Here is a 17,292-nt window from a genome sequence, read left to right as displayed (position 1 = left end):
TCGTATCCGGTCGGCGTGCCGTGTGTCAGCCTTCGACCTGTTCCACCGACTGCACTTCCGGCACGTAGTGTCGCAGCATGTTCTCGACGCCGTGCTTCAGCGTGGCGCGGGAGGACGGGCAGCCGGAGCAGGCGCCCTGCATGTGCAGGCGCACCACGCCGTCGCGATAGCCGCGGAACACGATGTCGCCGCCGTCGCTGGCCACGGCCGGACGGACGCGGGTGTCGAGCAGTTCCTTGATCTGGTCGACGATCTCGCGATCGGCGGGAAGAACGTCCTCATCCGGCTCGGACTCGTCGGCGGCGCCTTCGAGCACCGGACGGCCGGACACGAACTGATCGACGATCACGGACAGGACCGCCGGCTTGAGCGTGCTCCAGGCCACGTCGTCGGATTTGGTGACGGCGATGAAGTCGCTGCCGAGGAAGACGCGGGCCACGCCGTCCTGCGCGAACAGAGCGGAGGCGAGCGGCGAGCGCGTGGCGGTCTCGACCGAGGTGAAATCGGCGGTGCCGCCGGGCACCACGTCGCGTCCCGGAAGGAATTTCAGGGTAGCGGGGTTCGGGGTGTCCTCGGTTTCGATGAACATGGCGGCAGGTCCTCAGTGCATCGGCCGCCGGCATCCCGTCGGAAGGGAAGCGGAACCGGCCTGGTTGGGGACCACATGTGGCAAGTGCGGGGGTGGAGGCAAGTCTCGGTTGCGCGCCGGGACGCAGTTTCCCGTTGACAGCGGGGCGCCCGGTCTGGCCATCCATGCCCCGGCTGGGCGGCCGGAAATCGTGCCGGCCCGGCGACTTATCGGAGCAGGCTGGTGCGTCGGATGAACAAAACCCTTTCCCGTCCTCCGATGGCGAAGCGCCGGATCGCCGGGCTCGCCGCCCTGTTGCTGGCCGCGACGCCGTTCGCCGCCGACGCGCGTCCGATCGCGTTCGTGCTGAATTCGGCCGACGCATCCATCAGCGAGTTCGACATCAATACCCACCAGGAGATCCGCCGCATCCCGGTGCTGCGCGAACCGCACCACATGGCTCTGACGCCGGACGGGCAGTCCCTGGTGGTGGGCGACACCGCGGGCAACGCGGCGTTCTTTCTCGACCCCGACACGGGCGAGGTGCAGCGCCATGTGACGATGAGCGATCCGTATCAGCTGTTCTACAGCCCGAACGGCAAGTTCCTGACCACCGCCGGTCTGGCGCGCGATCAGGTCGACATCTACGACGCCGCGACCCTGCAGCTGAAGTTCCGCATTCCGGCGAAGTCCATGCCGAGCCATGCGAACTACGCGCCCGATTCGTCTGCGGTCTATGTCAGCCTGCAGGATACCGGCCGGGTGATGGCGATCGACACCGCCACCGGCAAAGTGTTGTGGAACGCGAAGGTCGGCAGCACGCCGGCCGGCGTGTTGTGGCACAACGGCCAGCTGCTAATCGGCGACATGGGCGAGAAATTCGTGGCCGTGCTCGATCCGACCGACGGGCATATCGTGCGCAAGCTGCCGATGGCGCCCGGCCCGCACAATCTGTTCGTGTCGCCGAGCCGCAAGCTGCTCTACGTGACCTGCCGCATTTCCGGCAACATCGAGCAGCTCGACTGGGACACGCTCCAGATCAAGAACACCTACCACCTCGCGGGCGGCCCGGACGACATCGTGATCGCGCCGGACGGCAAGCTCTGGGCGACGTTGCGCTGGCGGCAGAAGGTGGCGATCCTGGATCCTGCGACCGGGTCGGTCGACTATATCCCGACTGGCCGTTCTCCGCACGGGATCTGGCTGAATACGGTGGCGCGTCCGCAGCGGATCAGCGCGCGCTGATCCGAAACGAGAACCGGGCGGCCCGCGAAGGGCCGCCCGGTTTGTCTGCGATCGCCATTCGGCGCCCGCTCCCGGACCGGGGAGCGGGCGTTCCGCGTCAGAAATGCGCGCGCACGCTGAAGGTGATCGACGCCGGCTGACCGGGCAGTCCGTCGGCGAAGCTGGGCGAGCAGCCGTAATTGCTGACCGACTGGTTGGCGAAGCCGGGGCGCTTGTCGCTGGAAGAGAACTTGCCGCACGAGGCCGGCGAGATCTGGCTGTAGAAATACTGGAAGTATTTCGTGTCGAAGATGTTGAGCACGTTCAGGTCGAAATCGATCGTCTTGAGCGGGCCGACATTCTGCACCGGCAGCTTGTAGTTCAGGTCGAGATTGAACACGGCGAAGGGCGAGATGCCGCCGTTCTTGTCGTAGGTCGTCTGGCCTGCGGTGAAATTATAGTAGTCGTAGGAGCCGAACGGCGCCGCGAGGCCGGGGATGGCGCCGAGATTGGCGAAGCCGTTCACGTCGTAGGTGACGTGCTGCTTGCCGGTATACTGGCCTTCGAACCGTACGTTGAGGTCGTCGCCGCGAAGCGCCAGATCGTGATGGTCGTAGTCGACGCCGAAGGTCGAGACCCAGTCCGGGATGCCGGTGATGGGCGCGCCGCGCACGGCGAGGCCGAACTGGTCGCCCTGCACGGTGACGTTCGCCAGCGAGGTCGCGAGATACTTGGCCAGCGTGTAGGACACGTTGCCGAACAGCTGCCAGCGCGGCGTGACCTGCCAGATGCCGGCGGCCTCGAAGCCCTTCATCTCGCGCTGACCGGCGTTGGTGTAGATCTCCTGGCCGGTATACGGACCGGACTGGTACTGGAAGAAACCGAAATCGCGCGTGATGTGCTGGTAGAAATAGTCCAGCGACAGCGTCAGGTTGCGCCGGTTGTATTTGATGCCGCCTTCATACATGCGCACGATCGACGCGTTCGGCGGTCCCGCGCCCGGGATCGAGTTCGGGCCGTAGTCGCTGACCGGCGCGAACAGGGACGAGGTGCCGTAGGACGCGTAGAGCGACACGCCTTTCAGGCGCGGGAAGATTTTGTCGAGATCGTAGTCGACGTTCATGAACGGCAACCACTCGCGATCCCATTTGTGCTTCTTGTAGGCGCCGTACTGGCAGCTCGATCCGCCGTTCAGACTGCCGTAGTTCTGGCAGTAGTCCGATGCCAGCACGGCGTCGGTGGGGGTACCGTTCAGCACCTGGCTGCCGAGCAGGGAGGAATCCGAGGTCTGCAGGGTGACGCCCGGCGTCAGATGCAGCGTGTTGTCCAGCAGATCGATCTTGTCCTGCGCGTAGAGCTGGTAGATCGTCCGTTGCATTCCGCCGTCGAAACCGTAGCCGGCCGAGGGGGCGACGAGCCTGTCCCGCGTATGCGGAAACTCCGAGTCCGTTCCGAGATATTGCAGATTGGACGGTTCCGTTTCCTTGGCGATCAGGCCGCCGACCTTGATGGTGTTGTCGATCCCCCAGATGCGCGGCGGGGTGATGGTCAGGCGCGGCTGCAATCCATACGTATCGGTGTGCTGGACGATATACTGGGAATTGTAGCCGCACGGGCTGGTCTGCTGGGCCGCCGCCCAGCGCGCGGTGACGTCGGCGGGGCAGCCCGCCGTCTGGTCCGGATTATAGGGATAGGCGACGGGGTCGTAGAAGGTGTTGCCGAAGCCGTAGCTGCCCTGCTCGCCGAAGCCGGCCGGGGTCTGGTTGAACGGGTTGGCGCCGCCCACCGCCACTGAGCCGGGACCGCCGTTGATGCCGAAGATCTCGGGGTTGCCGTAATTCGAGGTGTAGGTGTCGGAGTAACGGTAGAACCCGGTCAGGCCGGCCGTCACGTAGTCGTTGATGTAGGTGTCGTTCTTCAGGATCAGCGAGAAATAGTCGTTGTACTGCCTGGAGAACTGGTCGGCCGGCGCATAGTTGCTAAAGCGGCCGTTCTGCTGGAGGTAGGGTAGCGGCACCGGTTCCGGCGTGGTGAGGCCGCTGCCGGTGTTGTACAGCGCGGTCGCCTGGAACAGGGACAGGCCCTGGCCGTACGGCTTGTCGAAGGCGAACTCCATCGAGTTGTAGCGCGCCGGCGTGTAGTCGATGAAGCCGCTGGTCTGCAGGTTGGAGTATTTCAGCATCATCTTGGGCGCATCGACGCCCTTGCCGAGCCAGCCATCCATGCGCCCGGAATTGAGATCGAAACCCTCGTTATAGGTGCCGAACGAACCGACCGAGCCGAACAGGTCGCCGCCGAACTTGTTGTCGGGGCGCAGGCTCGTATAGGCGACCGTGCCGCCGATGGTGCCGAAAGTGCTCTTGTCGGGGTAGGCGACGCCCGGATAGATCGACACGCCGCTGATCTGGTCGAGGTTGAACGGCCCGCCCAGGATCCCCTGGAGATAAGCGCCCGAGCCGCCGCTCAGCAGATCCTGCATCGGCACGCCATCGAGCGTCGACGCGACCTCGGTGCCGCGCACGCCGCGAATGGTCATGACCGGTTCGTTGTTGCCGATGCCCTGCTGGTAAACATAGACCGACGGGGCCGAGCGCAGCAGCGTGGCGACCGATCCCTGCACGCCGGTCTGCGCGATCTGCTGTGCGCCGAGTTCGGTGACGGCGGAGGGCGAGTTCTTTTCGCGCATAAGCTGGCGCTGGGCACGGACGGTGATGGATTCCGGGACGCCGGCGCCAGACGCGGCTGTCGCGCCGCCTGCGGTGTTGCCGGTGGCGCCCGGCGTTCCCTTGTTGCCGGCCTTGGCGGGAACCGATTTGGGCACCGTGTCGGCGGGAACCTGTGCGTAGGCGAGCGGCATGGTCAGCGCCATTGCCGTGGCACCCGTCAGAAGGGTGCGAAGAGGCAAGCGGGGAAGGAATTGCAAGGGTTTCGTCTCCTGGCACGACCGTTCGGCCGTTGCGCGGGATCATGACGAAGGACGGCAGTTTTGTGTCGTTCTATGTATAGGATCGAAAACGGAATGGCTGACCTGTGTCGGCAGCATCACAACTCTGATACAGACCGTTACATATCTGCCTAATCAGCAGGCATTCTCGAGCAGAACCTCGACGGAAAGACCGTGCGGATGACGGTTCTGTAACGTCACGCTGCCCTGCTCCCGACCGACTTCGCGTAGGACGATCGCCAATCCGAGTCCGAGGCCGCCCGTTGCGCGGGATCGGGAAGATTCGACCCGGTAGAACGGGGTCATGACCCGTTCCAGTTCGGCGGCGGGGATGCCTGGCCCGTCATCCTCGAACCGGACCCGGACACGGTCGCCGTCGCGCGACAGCAACACCCGCACGTTGCCGGCATAATCCAGCGCATTGGACACCAGATTGGCGAATACGCGCTTCATCGCCAGCGGCCGGATCCGCACTGGCAAGTGGTCGGGCCCGTAATAAAGCGCGTTGCGCCCGGCATCGGTCGCATCATCCACCAGCGTGGCCAGCATCGCGGCGAGATCGACCGTGCGCTTTGCCTCGGAATCGGCCTCGCCGGCGAGATAGGACAGGACGGAGCCGACCATGGCCTCCATCTCGTCGAGATCCTCCTCGATGGCGTGCTGCACCTCAGCATCGTCGAGAAAGCCGGCGCGCAGACGGAGCCGGCCGAGCGGCGTGCGCAGATCGTGCGACACGGCGGCGAGCGCCTCGGTGCGATCGCTGATCAGACGATGGATGCGGTCCTGCATGGCGATCATCGCCCGCGACAGGCGACGCACTTCGCCTGGGCCATGTTCGGGGATCTTGACCGCCGGGCCTCGCCCGATCGCATCGGCGACCTTGGCCAGAGCGCGCAACGGCATGCTCATGGTCCGCACCAGCATCACGGCGGCGAGCAGAACGCATCCCGCCAGCACGGCGGCGGAGCGCAGTCCGCGCGTGAACGGATGCGGCAGCAGCAGGGACGGCGCCTTGAAGCGCAAAAGCGACCCATCCTGAAGCGCGATCGACCCGGTGAGCCCCCCCTCGCCCACCGTGCCCGTGCTGGGAGCGGCGCCGGACAGGTGGAAACGGACGTTCGGGCCCAGATGCGCGGCCAGAGCGCGGTGCAGGCTGTGCAGCCGCGGCGGCTCGTTCTGCGGCGCGGTCGACGGATCCCAGGCCAGCACCAGATCGCCATCCGAAAGCAGCCCTGCGATCCTGGCGCGCTGATCGGGCACCGTCGCGTCCAGCAGGCGCATATCGGCGGAAAGCTGCCCGGCCGTGCGGGTCAGGCGCAGATCCTCGGCGGAATAATTCTCCGCCTGTTCGTAGAACATCGTGCTGCCGATGAACTCCAGCACCACGGCGGCCAGCAGCACCAGGATGACCCGGCTGACCAGCCCGCCCGGCCAGAGCGTTCGCGCCCGGCCCAGCAGCCCGCGCAAAGCGGGGCTCAGTCCCGCTCGACGGCGGCGGTGAACACGTAGCCGAGACCGCGCACGGTGCGGATCAACGATTCGGAATCGCTGCCGAGCTTGCGACGCAAGCGGCTCACCAGAACGTCGACGCTGCGATCGGACACGTCGCCGAGTCGCGTCCGGGACAATTCCAGCAGCCGGTCGCGGCCGATGACGCGCTGGGGGTTTTCCAGGAACGAGGTGAGCAGATCATGCTCCGCGCCGGACAACTCGACGGCGGCGCCACCCGGATCGGTAAGTTCGCGGCGACGCAGATCGAGGGTCCATCCGTCGAAGGTAAGCACCTCTCGCCGTGTGGTGCTGGGGGTGTTGGCGTTGGTGCCACGGCGCAGCACGGCGCGTACGCGGGCCAGAAGCTCCTTCTGGCCGAACGGCTTGGCGACGTAGTCGTCGGCGCCGGTTTCGAGGCCGGACACGCGATCGAGTTCCTCGCCGCGTGCGCTGACCATGATCACCGGCACCTGGCTGCGCGTGCGCAACGTGCGGCAGAGATCCAGGCCGTTGGCGCCCGGGAGCATCACGTCGAGGATCACCAGATCGAACGGCGTGCTCTCGATCGCCTGCCACATCTCGCCGCCATCACGCGCGCCGCGTACGGCGAAGCCGTTCGCCTGCAGCACGCGCAGGATGAGCATGCGCATCCCAGGATCGTCTTCGACGACGAGGACGCGGGCGGGGGGATTCAGTTCTGTGGACATGGCAGCAGACATGGTTGCGCAGTGTGGCCGATCTGAGATCGTCTGACACTTTTCAAATCATGGCGGAAGCGCATGTCCGTCGCTTCCGCCATGTGTCTCGTCAGTGCTTGTTGATCTGAAGGATCCAGAGCTGGGCCAGTTCGGCGGCGCCGTCGTTGCCGCCCACCGTCTTCAGCGTGCGGATGGCGTCGGCCTTCATGCCGGCATCCATCTCGGCCAGGCCAAGGTGCAGCGTGGCGTCGTCCTTGGAGGCGAGGCCGCCCTTGGCGATACCCTGCTTCATCAGGTCGATGCCCTTCGCGGCCTGTCCGGCGTCGACGTAGTTGTAGCCGACCGTCAGCAGCTCGCCGCCGGTCTGGGACGCCAGGGCCGCCGCTTCGCTCTTGCCGAGATTGGCCTTGGTCTCGGCTGCCGTACGGTCGATCAGCGCCTTGAGGCGCGCCTCGCGGGCGGCACCGGCGTCCTTGCCCAGCGCGCCGGACGCATAGCCGGCCGCCATGACTTTCTGGCCCTGCATGGGCAGGCCCTGCTGGGTGGCGAGCTCGGCCATGTCCATGAAATCGGCCGTGGAGGTGAGCAGGCCCACCGCCAGGCGGATACGGTCGATATCGTAGGTCAGGCGATCGGACACGTTCGGGTTGGTGCGGAGCCCGTGGATCAGGTTCGCCCAGTAATCCGGCTTCGGATAATCCTGCACCAGCTTGACCATGGTGGCGTTGAAGCCGTCCATGTCCTTGGCCTGCTGCTGGGTCGAGGCCAGGAGCTGGAGCTGGTTTTCGGTCGGCTTCTGTCCGGCCTTCTCCTCCATCGCGATCTGGCGCTGCTGCGCCTTGGCCGCGTTCGGATAGTCCTTCTGCAGGTAGTAGGACTGGATCAGGATGGTGTGCATGGAGGCATCGGTGCCGCCGGCCTTGAAGTAGCGCTCGATCGCCGTGACCGCGCGGGGATAATCCTTCGCGTTGTAGGCCATGCTGGCTTCGGCCATCAGCAGGCGCGTCTTCTCCGCAGCGCTGGTGCGCGAGGAGCCGATCAGCGCGTCGTCCGCCTTGAAGGCATCGGCCACGTTTCCGGAAGACTGCGCCACCGCGGCGCGCATCTGCGCGATCACGTAGCTCTCGTCGGCCGTCTTGTTCTTCACATCGTCGGCGATGTTCACGTCACGCATGGCGGCGGCGTAGTCGTGCTTGCGCAGTTCGGCCTGCGCCCTCTGCAGCGGTTTGCCGACTTCAGGCCGCAGCGGGTCGGCGAAGGCCGGCCCCGCGACCACGGCGGAGGCGAGAAGAAGAAGAGCGGCGTGCGAAAGGCGGACGGTCATGTGTTAGTTCTGCCCCATGAACTGTTCGTTGCCGACGATGCCCAGCTTGGTCATGCCGAGACGCTGTGCGTCTGCAAGGACGTGCGCGACATACTTGTAGTTCGCCAGCTTGTTGGGACGCAGGTGGATTTCCGGCTGATCCGGCATGGCGGCGGCTGTGGCGAAGTGCGACAGCAGCGACGATTCGTCGGGGATCGGCTCGCCGTTCCAGGAGATCGCGCCGTCGAAATCGACGTCGATGGTAACGACCTGCGGCGGCACCGGCGGCGGGGGCGGGTTGCCCTGCGGCAGGTCGAGCTTCACGGCGTTGGTCTGGATGGGAATGGTGATGATCAGCATGATCAGCAGCACCAACATCACGTCGATCAGCGGCGTGGTGTTGACGTCGACCATCACTTCCGGATCGCCACCTTCGGAGCCTGATCCGACATTCATTGCCATGGCGGGAATTCCTGCTTCGCCGAGGCGGGCACGCCGCGGCGATTGAACTGGGTGATTGGATCTATAGGGACGGAGGATCAGGAGCGGACCAGGGGCCCGCTCCGAAACCCGTTCCGAACTAGCCGCCGCGCGGCGGCGGTTCGGTGATGAAGCCGACCTTGGAGATGCCGGCCTGCTGGCAGGCGAACACCACCTTGCCGACGCTCTCGTAGCGCGACATCGCGTCGCCGCGGATCTGCACCTCAGGCTGCGGCTTCTTCACCGCGACCTGCTCCAGACGATGGAGCAGATCCTTGGTGCCGGTCAGCGGCGTGGTGTCCCAGAAGATCGTTCCGGCTTCGTTGACCGCGATGGTCACGTTGTCCGGCTTGGTCTGGGCCTCCTGGTTCACGTCCTTGGGCAGGTTCACTTTCACCGTATGCGTCACCACCGGAATGGTGATCAGGAAGATGATCAGCAGCACCAGCATCACGTCGACCAGCGGCGTGGTGTTGATGGCCGAGACGACCTCGTCCTCGTCCCCGTCCGACGAGCCGACATTCATCGCCATGGATCAGGCGACCCGGGTCACGCCGGCGGTGGTGGCCATCGGAGCGGCAACCGCACCGCCCGTCTGGGCACCGACGCGCACACCGCCGAGCAGCACGGAGTGCAGGTCGGAGGAGAAGTTGCGGACGCGCTCGATGGCGCCCTTGTTGCGACGGACCAGCCAGTTGTAGCCGAGCACGGCCGGAACGGCGGTGGCGAGGCCGATGGCGGTCATGATCAGCGCTTCACCCACCGGGCCCGCGACCTTGTCGATCGAGGCCTGGCCGGCGATGCCGATGGCGGTCAGGGCGTGGTAGATGCCCCAGACGGTGCCGAACAGACCGACGAACGGAGCGGTCGAACCGACGGTGGCGAGGAAGGCCAGGCCGCCCTGGAGACGCGACTGGATGGTTTCCACCGCACGCTGGATCGACATGGTGACCCACTCGTGCAGCGCGATGCTCTCGGTGAGCGTGCCTTCGTGGTGCTCGGTGGCCGCGATGCCGGTGTCGGCGATGTAGCGGAACGGCGAGGAGGTCTTCAGCGCCTGGGCGCCTTCCGACACGGTCGGCTTGGTCCAGAAATCGCGGGTCGCGGCCTTGGACGCGCCGAACAGGCGGGCCTGCTCGAAATACTTGGTGATCATGATGTACCAGGTGCCGAGCGACATGATCACCAGAATGATCAGAACGCCGCGGGAGATGAAATCACCGCCCTTCCAGAGAGCGTTCAGACCGTACGGGTTGGCCACCTCGGTGGTCGCGGGCGCGGCGGCAGGCGGGGTCGCATCGGCGGCAGGCGCCGCAGCGGTGGACGGGGTCGCGCTGGCGTCGGGGGCCGGGGTGCCGGCAGCCGGAGCGGCAGGGGTGGCGCCGGCATCGGCCGGAGCAGCAGCGGCCGGCGCAGCGGTGGCCGGCGCAGCGGTGGCCGGGGCAGCGGCGGGAGCGGCCGCATCGGGGGCCGGGGTCGCGGCGGGCGCCGGAGCGGCGGCCGTGGCAGGGGCGCTCGCCGGAGCGCTCTGGGCGAACGCGGGCGCTGCCACGCCCAGCGCCATGGCGAGGGCCGGTCCTGCGAGAACGGGGAGGCGATGCAGTCTGCTCATCATGGGTTCCTCATGTGGCGGCCGGTGCCGCTTGCGGTCCGTGCCGGCACGTGTGCGGGAAGAGTCGTGGCGATCCGAACGAGCCTGTCGGCTCACTCCGAGTCGGGCAGGGTGTAGTTGATGCTCCAGGTGTGGTTCGGCTGGGCCACCGGCACGCCATTATGGATGGCGGGCGCGTAACGGGCCTTGCGCACGAAATCCAGCGCGGAGCGGGCAAACGCCTGACCGCCGGTGACGCTGACCACGCGGCAGTCGCTGGTGGAGCCGTCCACGTTGATGGTGCACGACATCACAACAACGCCCGAACGCTGTGCTTCTTCCATCTCAGGGGGAAACTCGGGCTGCACGTTGTTCAGCGGACGCACGCCGGCCGAGTGGTCCGGCGGTCCCGGAGGGGCCGGCGGAGCGTTGCGGAACGGCGCCGGGTTCTGCACCGGCGGCGGGGTGTGCGTCACGGTCTGGATCGCATGCGGCGGCGGCGGCTGCTGGATCTGGATGTCCGGCGGCGGGATGTACGGCGGCGGCGGCGTCATCATCTGCGGCGGCGGCGGCGGCGGAGGCGGCGGCGGAGGCGGCGGCACCTCCTTGACGATCTTGGTGGTGATGGGCGGCTTGATCACGTCCACGACGGCGCGACCGAGACCGTTCAGCAGCGCATAGATCAGCACCACGTGCAGCAGCACGACGATGCCGATACCGACGATGTGGCGCATCGGGCTTCGTTGCTGTTGCGCGTAGTCCATTCAGCAAACTCCTCGCATCCCGCCTTGGGACGGGTCACAAACGGGTCACATGCAGCGTTCCGGCCCGTTCGCGCTCCCGCCGCGAAAGCGGTTCGGAGCACGCGCGTGCCGTCCCTGTTTCACAAAGAACGGGGCAGACCGGGGTCATGTCAAGAACGTTGTCCAGCCATTCGTAGATTGCCGCACTAGGGGCAGATCGTTGGTCATTGCCTACAAATAGGGCGGCACTTCCGACCACCGCTTAACCCTTCGTCCGTGCGGCGAAACGGAAAGCGCTCACCACCGTAGCGATAGATCTGCCTAATTAATGGGCTGAAATCTGTTTGTTAAATTTAGACGCCAGCGCTCAGCAGCCGTTCGACAGCCAGAGCCGGCGCAAGAATGAACGCGGCTGGACGAGCCAGAACCGAGCGTTCGATTCGGCCTCGAGACTAACGCCCATGCCTTCGATGGTGATGTTTCTCACAGCGTCCGCGGTGCATTTCACCGTCACGATCTGGTTCGCCGGCTGTGTGGAGACAGATCCAGACCCGCCGTCCACCGAGCGGACGTCGAACATCTCCGGGCTTTCCGGCGTGAACCAGGTTTCATAGTCGTGCCCGAACTGGACGACCGGCTGTTGAAGCGGGGTTCGTAGCGTCACGACGAGCTGCGAAGGTGTGGCTTCGACGATATAGGCTGCCGGCGAGATGCGGCGTGCCCGAGCCGTGTCCATGGTTCCGGCCAGAAGGAGCAATGCCGGCAAGCCGGCCCAACGCCAGCGCAGCGATAACGCGAGCAGGACCGTCAGGCTGGCTGCCACCAGCGTCAGTCTGGTCGCTGCCGCCGCATTGGCTGGCGTTCCGGTCTCGACCGGCAGAATAAGGCTGGGATCGAGATGGCCATACCGCTCGAAAAATCCGTCGTATGTTGCGCTGGTCTGTCGATCCTCGATGAACTTGTTGGGATAGGATACGAAAACCGCTGTGTTGGCCGCAGTGACAGCAAGCAGGACAGCCAAGCAGGAAACGGGTAGGACGCCGCGTATGCGATGCAACACATAGGCGAACCCGACGGCCAACATCGGCACCGAGAGCACCCAGAAGCGCGCCGGCCAGCATTCGCCCGGATTGACGCCGACGCCCGTCACCGCCGCCACGGTCGCGAGCAGCGATGCCTGACGCAGGATCGTGTGGGCCGAACCAATCGAACGAGCCGGCAGCAGGGCCCAGAGCAGGCCAGCATAGCCGGCGATCCATACGGGCGCATAGGCGAAGAGCCCATGTCTGACATTGAACAGTTGCATGGAGATCACTGCAAACCATTCGGCCGGTGAGGGAGGCCGCGCCGTGTTCACCGGCCCCGTGATCGCCCCGTATATACGGAGGTTGAGCACGATAAAGGTGAGACCCACCGCGCCAGCCAGAAGAACCAGAAGCCCGATGCGGCCCCAGCGCCGACGCTGCACGAGTTGCATGAGCAGCATCAGAAACAGTGCAGCGGCGACCACCGAGCCGCGCATGTGCACGAACGGAACGAACACCAGTAATCCGCCGGTCAGAAGATCGCCCCAGAAGCCTCGGTCCATCCGTTGCAGTCGCTCCCAGCAGCAACAGACCAGGGCGAACAGGAACGTCTCCATGTAGAAAAGATGGAGATAGGGTAGCAGCGGCAGAGAGAACGCCGTGACGAACAACGCAAGGATGGCTGCGGTGGAACCCGCCACGCGCTGCAGGAGTCGAAGAAGAAACCAGAGTCCGACCACTCCCGCCAGGAGCGTGGCCGCACGGAGTCCCGCCAGCGAAAACAGACCGGCAAGCGGGGAAAGGAGAACCGGCAGATAGACGCCGTTCATCACCACCACGCCGCCGCCGCCTGCGGGCAGACTGGCGAATGCATAGTGCGCGGCGCGCATGGATATGCGATTCCATTCCGACAATGGCATGACGAAACTGCCGTGACGGATGAAGCTCATCGCGTAGAGAAGGTAGCGCGGCTCGTCGCCGGTCATAGCCTGCGCGTTGCCGAACAGAACGAACAGCAAGAGCAGCAGCATCGCCAGCAGACAGAGAGTCTTGTGTCGCTCGATCCATCGGGCCGTTGCCACCCGAGTGCGATCAAGCAAGGTGACGGGTTCGGCGATGAATGACTGCTTCATCGCCGATGAATGTAGCGCGATCTCCAACCCGTCAACCTGAGCGGTCCCGCGATCGGTCGGAACGAAGCCCTACTGCGCGCTGGCGCTTGCTTCGGAGCGGGTGGCGCTGACGCGCAGTGCCAGGGAGGCGGCCATGAAGTCGTCCAGCCCGCCATCCAGCACCGCGTCCGGATTGCCTTTTTCCACGCCCGTGCGCAGATCCTTTACCATCTGATAGGGCGCCAGAACGTAGGACCGGATCTGGTGACCCCAGCCGATATCGGTCTTGCCGGCTTCGGTCAGTGCGGCGGCTTCCTCGCGCTTCTGCAGTTCGGCCTCGTAGAGGCGCGCCTTCAACATGCCCATGGCCGTGGCGCGGTTGCGGTGCTGGGAGCGGTCGGTCTGGCAGGCGACGATGATCCCGGACGGGACGTGGGTGATGCGGATCGCGGATTCGGTCTTGTTGACGTGCTGACCGCCGGCACCAGAAGCGCGGAACGTGTCCACCTTCAGGTCGGCATCATTGATCTCGATCTCGATGCTGTCGTCGACCACAGGATAGACCCAGACCGATGCGAACGAGGTCTGGCGTCGTGCGGCGCTGTCGAACGGGCTGATGCGCACCAGACGATGCACGCCGGCCTCGGTCTTGAGCCAGCCATAGGCGTTGGGGCCCGTGACCTGGAGGGTGGCTGATTTGATGCCGGCCTGCTCGCCCTCGGAGCTTTCCATCAGAGTGATCTTGTAGCCGTGCTGCTCGCTCCAGCGCGAATACATGCGCAGCAGCATCTCGGCCCAGTCCTGGGCCTCGGTACCGCCTGCGCCGGCATTCACTTCCAGGAAGCAGTCATTGGCGTCGGCTTCGCCCGAGAGCAGGCTCTCGATCTCGCGTCGCTTCGCTTCGTCGGCGAGCATGCGCAGCGAAGCCACGGCGTCCGCCACCATGGCAGCATCGCCTTCGGCCTCGGCCATCTCGGCCAGTTCCATCGCGTCGCGCACCTCGGCTTCGAGGCGCAGCACGCCCTCCACCTGATTGGCCAGCGTGGTACGCTCGCGCATCAGCGCCTGCGCGGCGGTGGCGTCGTTCCAGAGATCGGGGTCTTCGACCCTGTTGTTCAGTTCCGCGAGGCGGCCTTCGGCGACATCCCAGTCAAAGATGCCTCCTCAGCAGCGACACCGACTGCTTGATCTGTTCGTTGAGGGCTTCGGTCTCGGCGGACATGGTCTCGATCGCGCTGGAGTTTGGAGGAAATCAGGGGCGGCTCAATACAAGCCGCCCATGCCGATGTCACCCCCCGCGGGAGCGGCGGGCTTCTGCGGACGCGGTGCGCCGTTGGCCAGCGTTCCCGGCGGGGCGCCGATCACGGTGCCGGGCAGACCCACCTGACCAGGCAGCGTAGCGCCAAGCTGGGTCGGATCGGCCGGGGAGGCCAGACCGGATCCGTCCACCTCGGTCTGCGATGCGTCCGGCGCCAGCGGGGTCGGCGTCTCGGTCATGCCGCCACCCATGTCGGATTCGGCATCCGGAAGGTTCTCCGCGCCCGTATCGGCGGCGCTGAGTTCCTGGCTCTGGCTGGCAGCGCTGGGATGGAGGGAAACGCTGACGCCCGGCACCTGACCCGGCTTATAGGCGTCGGTATCGTCGCCGACCCGCACCACGGAAACACCGTCCGGCACCCGAAAGTCGAGCTTTTCGCGCGTGGCCAGGGCAGCCTTCATGTAGCTGTTCCAGATCGGACCCGCGACGGTATCGCCGTCCTGCTTCGGACCCAGCGTTTGCGGGGTGTCGAAGCCGACCCACACCACGGTCAGCATGTTGGGCGCAAAGCCTGCGAACCAGCCATCGTGGAAATCTTGGCTGGTGCCGGTCTTGCCGGCGATCGGCTGATCGATGCCCGCTCCGGCCTTGCGACCCGTGCCTCCCGGGCCGACCACGCCGCGCATCATCTCCACCACCTGGAAGGCGGATGCCGGATCGGCGATCTGGCTTCGGGTGTCGACCAGCTGCGGCGGCTTCGACGGGTCGTCGCTCCGCGCCACGGCCAAGCCGGCCGGACGCCAGATCACGTGCCCATCACGGTCCTGGACGTCGTCGATCAGCGACGGCAGCACTTCCTTGCCGCCGGATGCGATGGAGGCATAGGCGCCGGCTTCGCGCAGCACGGTGGTTTCCACCGCCCCCAGAGAGGCCGGCAGCACCTTGGGCATCGAGTCCACCTCGTGCAGGGCGATCGCGAGCTTGGCCACGGCGTCCATGCCGATATAGGCGGCAAGACGGATGGTCACGAGGTTGAGCGACTTCTTCAGCGCGTCGTGCAGAGAGGTCGGACCGCCGAAGGTCATCTCGTAGTTGTTGGGATGCCAGTTGCCGTTGGAATACGGCGCGTCATCGAATTGCTGCGACGGCGAGATGCCGTCCATCATGCCGGCCAGATACACGATCGGCTTGAAGGAGGAGCCGGGCTGGCGCAGCGCCTGCGTGGCGCGATTGAACTGCGAGCTTTCGAAGCTCCAGCCGCCGGCCAGGGCCAGGACGCGGCCCGTATTGGGGTCGAGGCTGACCAGCGCGCCTTCCACCAGCGGGATCTGGCGCAGCGGCACCGGAGCGTTCGGCTTGGCGGCGTCCGGCTCGACCATCACCACATCGCCGGCATGCACGCCCTTGTAGGCGCGCATCCAGCTCAGATCCTCGCCGCGCAGCGATCCCGTATGGGCGACCGGGCCGCTACCGTCATTCTCGATCCAGCCGATCTGGCCGCCGGAGGACAGAAGCACCGCCAGACGCCAGTCGGGCAGCATGCCGGCCGGCTTGTTCACCTTCCGCAAAGCCGCTTGCCAGACGGGCGTACCTTCCGGCTCCGGCTCGACGGTCTTGCCGTGTTTCTTCGCGGCACGCACCGGACCGATCCCGTCCAGGTGCGCCACCGGGCCGCGCCAGCCGCCATGCAGGCGATCGTAATGCATCAGCCCGTCGCGCAGATCGCGCGTCGCCTCGTCCTGCAGCTTGGGGTCCAGCGAGGTCTGCACCACCAGGCCGCCCTGCATGGTCTGGTTCTGGCCGTAGCGTTCGACCAGTTCGCGCCGCACCTCCTCGGAGAACCATTCCGTGTCCGGCGCCGGCCCCGGGCGCACGAAGTTCTTCGGCACCAGCGGCTCGGCCTTGGCGGCGGCGGCGGCTTCCGCGGTGATGGCGTGGGTCTCCACCATGTTGTCGAGAACGAGGTCGCGACGCGCCCTGGCGGCTTCGGGGAAGCGGTAGGGATTGTAGTTGGTCGGCGATTTCGGCAGCGCACCCAGGAACGCGGCCTCGGCATCGTCGAGCTGGTCGAGCGGCTTGTTGAAATAGGTCTGCGCCGCCGCCGTCACGCCATAGGCGCCGGCGCCGAGATAGATCTCGTTCAGATAGATCTCGAGGATGCGCTCCTTGGACAGCGTCTGCTCGATGCGCATCGCCAGCACCGCTTCCTTCGCCTTGCGGTCGAAGGTGCGGGCGTTGGAGCCGAGCAGCATCACCCGGGCCACCTGCTGGGTGATGGTGGACGCGCCGATCGGCCGACGCTTGTGCAGCGTTTCCAGATCGAACACGGCGGCGCGCAGGATCGCCAGCGGATCGACACCGCCATGGGTGTAGAAGTTACGGTCCTCGGTGGAGATGAAAGCGGCCTTCACCCGGTCCGGAATCGCGGAATAGGGCACGAACACGCGCCGTTCGGCGGCGAGTTCGGCGATCACGCTGCCATCGCTGGCATAGATCCGGCTCATCACCGGCGGCTGGTAGTTGCGCAGAACGCCCACGGTCGGCAGGTCGGCGGTGATCTGCTCGTATTTGTGCCAGACGACGAGGGCGCCGACCCCGCCCACCAGCGCCACGACGGCGAGCGTGCCGCCGGCCAGCGTGCGGACCATGCGGAAACGGGGACGGAAGCGCGGCCGGAACGGGCCGCGCGGCGGAGGCGGTGCGCCGTTGCCGCCGGGCGCACGGCTGGTTTGATCCGACGCCAGGGGCCGCCCCGCGCGCAGGCTAGGTCGTTCCGGACGATCGAAAGGGCCGCTCATGCGGCTCTTCCTATCATCCGTCCGCCCGCTCGTCGCCCCCCACCCGACGCGGCGCAC

At 66.1% G+C, this 17,292-nt stretch carries 13 protein-coding genes; 1 reads left to right on the top strand and 12 read right to left on the bottom strand.

Going from position 1 to position 17,292, the window contains the following annotated elements; genetic code table 11:
- Positions 1 to 25: 25 nt before the first annotated feature.
- Positions 26 to 589 carry a NifU family protein gene (locus ACZ5BM_RS11065; RefSeq protein ID WP_498908001.1) on the bottom strand — a complete coding sequence of 188 codons (564 nt, stop codon included), beginning with the start codon at positions 587 to 589 and terminating at the stop codon, positions 26 to 28.
- A 231-nt stretch (positions 590 to 820) separates the two neighbouring features.
- Here ACZ5BM_RS11065 and ACZ5BM_RS11060 point away from each other — a divergent pair, with 231 nt between their 5' ends.
- The gene (locus tag ACZ5BM_RS11060) at positions 821 to 1,813 is read left to right on the top strand and encodes a YncE family protein (protein ID WP_498907999.1); all 993 of its coding nucleotides are present in this window, start codon (positions 821 to 823) and stop codon (positions 1,811 to 1,813) included.
- A gap of 97 nt (positions 1,814 to 1,910) precedes the next feature.
- On the opposite strand, the gene ACZ5BM_RS11055 is transcribed toward ACZ5BM_RS11060, so the two are convergent.
- From ACZ5BM_RS11055 to ACZ5BM_RS11005, 11 genes are all read right to left on the bottom strand, one after another.
- Positions 1,911 to 4,715, bottom strand: a complete 2,805-nt coding sequence (locus ACZ5BM_RS11055) for a TonB-dependent receptor (protein WP_498907997.1) — start codon at positions 4,713 to 4,715, stop codon at positions 1,911 to 1,913.
- Between the two features lie 156 nt (positions 4,716 to 4,871).
- Positions 4,872 to 6,203, bottom strand: a complete 1,332-nt coding sequence (locus ACZ5BM_RS11050; protein ID WP_498907995.1) for a two-component system sensor histidine kinase family protein — start codon at positions 6,201 to 6,203, stop codon at positions 4,872 to 4,874.
- Between the two features lie 8 nt (positions 6,204 to 6,211).
- Complete coding sequence (locus ACZ5BM_RS11045) at positions 6,212 to 6,946, bottom strand: response regulator transcription factor (protein ID WP_498907994.1); 735 nt, start codon at positions 6,944 to 6,946, stop codon at positions 6,212 to 6,214.
- 88 nt (positions 6,947 to 7,034) lie between these two features.
- Positions 7,035 to 8,249: a hypothetical protein gene (locus ACZ5BM_RS11040; RefSeq protein ID WP_498907992.1), complete on the bottom strand. Its 1,215-nt coding sequence runs from the start codon at positions 8,247 to 8,249 to the stop codon at positions 7,035 to 7,037.
- A gap of 3 nt (positions 8,250 to 8,252) precedes the next feature.
- Positions 8,253 to 8,690: an ExbD/TolR family protein gene (locus tag ACZ5BM_RS11035; protein WP_498907990.1), complete on the bottom strand. Its 438-nt coding sequence runs from the start codon at positions 8,688 to 8,690 to the stop codon at positions 8,253 to 8,255.
- 118 nt (positions 8,691 to 8,808) lie between these two features.
- A complete protein-coding gene (locus tag ACZ5BM_RS11030; protein WP_498907988.1) occupies positions 8,809 to 9,240 on the bottom strand; it encodes an ExbD/TolR family protein in 432 nt (143 codons plus the stop codon).
- Positions 9,241 to 9,243: 3 nt separating this feature from the next.
- Complete coding sequence (locus tag ACZ5BM_RS11025; RefSeq protein ID WP_498911595.1) at positions 9,244 to 10,320, bottom strand: MotA/TolQ/ExbB proton channel family protein; 1,077 nt, start codon at positions 10,318 to 10,320, stop codon at positions 9,244 to 9,246.
- A gap of 92 nt (positions 10,321 to 10,412) precedes the next feature.
- Positions 10,413 to 11,063 (bottom strand): energy transducer TonB, encoded by a 651-nt coding sequence (locus ACZ5BM_RS11020; protein ID WP_498907987.1) that lies wholly within the window; start codon positions 11,061 to 11,063, stop codon positions 10,413 to 10,415.
- A 346-nt stretch (positions 11,064 to 11,409) separates the two neighbouring features.
- On the bottom strand, positions 11,410 to 13,227 hold the full coding sequence (locus ACZ5BM_RS11015; protein ID WP_498907985.1) for a glycosyltransferase family protein: 1,818 nt from the start codon (positions 13,225 to 13,227) through the stop codon (positions 11,410 to 11,412).
- A gap of 42 nt (positions 13,228 to 13,269) precedes the next feature.
- Positions 13,270 to 14,401 (bottom strand): peptide chain release factor 2 gene (prfB, locus tag ACZ5BM_RS11010; RefSeq protein WP_498907984.1). Its coding sequence is split into 2 segments (ribosomal slippage): positions 13,270 to 14,331 and positions 14,333 to 14,401, totalling 1,131 coding nucleotides; the frame shifts between segments, so codons are not numbered across the junction.
- A gap of 41 nt (positions 14,402 to 14,442) precedes the next feature.
- Positions 14,443 to 17,235 carry a penicillin-binding protein 1A gene (locus ACZ5BM_RS11005; protein WP_498907983.1) on the bottom strand — a complete coding sequence of 931 codons (2,793 nt, stop codon included), beginning with the start codon at positions 17,233 to 17,235 and terminating at the stop codon, positions 14,443 to 14,445.
- Positions 17,236 to 17,292: the final 57 nt, after the last annotated feature.

Source organism: Lichenicola sp. GTC18331, from assembly GCF_055386855.1.
This window is presented reverse-complemented; position numbering and strand designations above follow the sequence as displayed.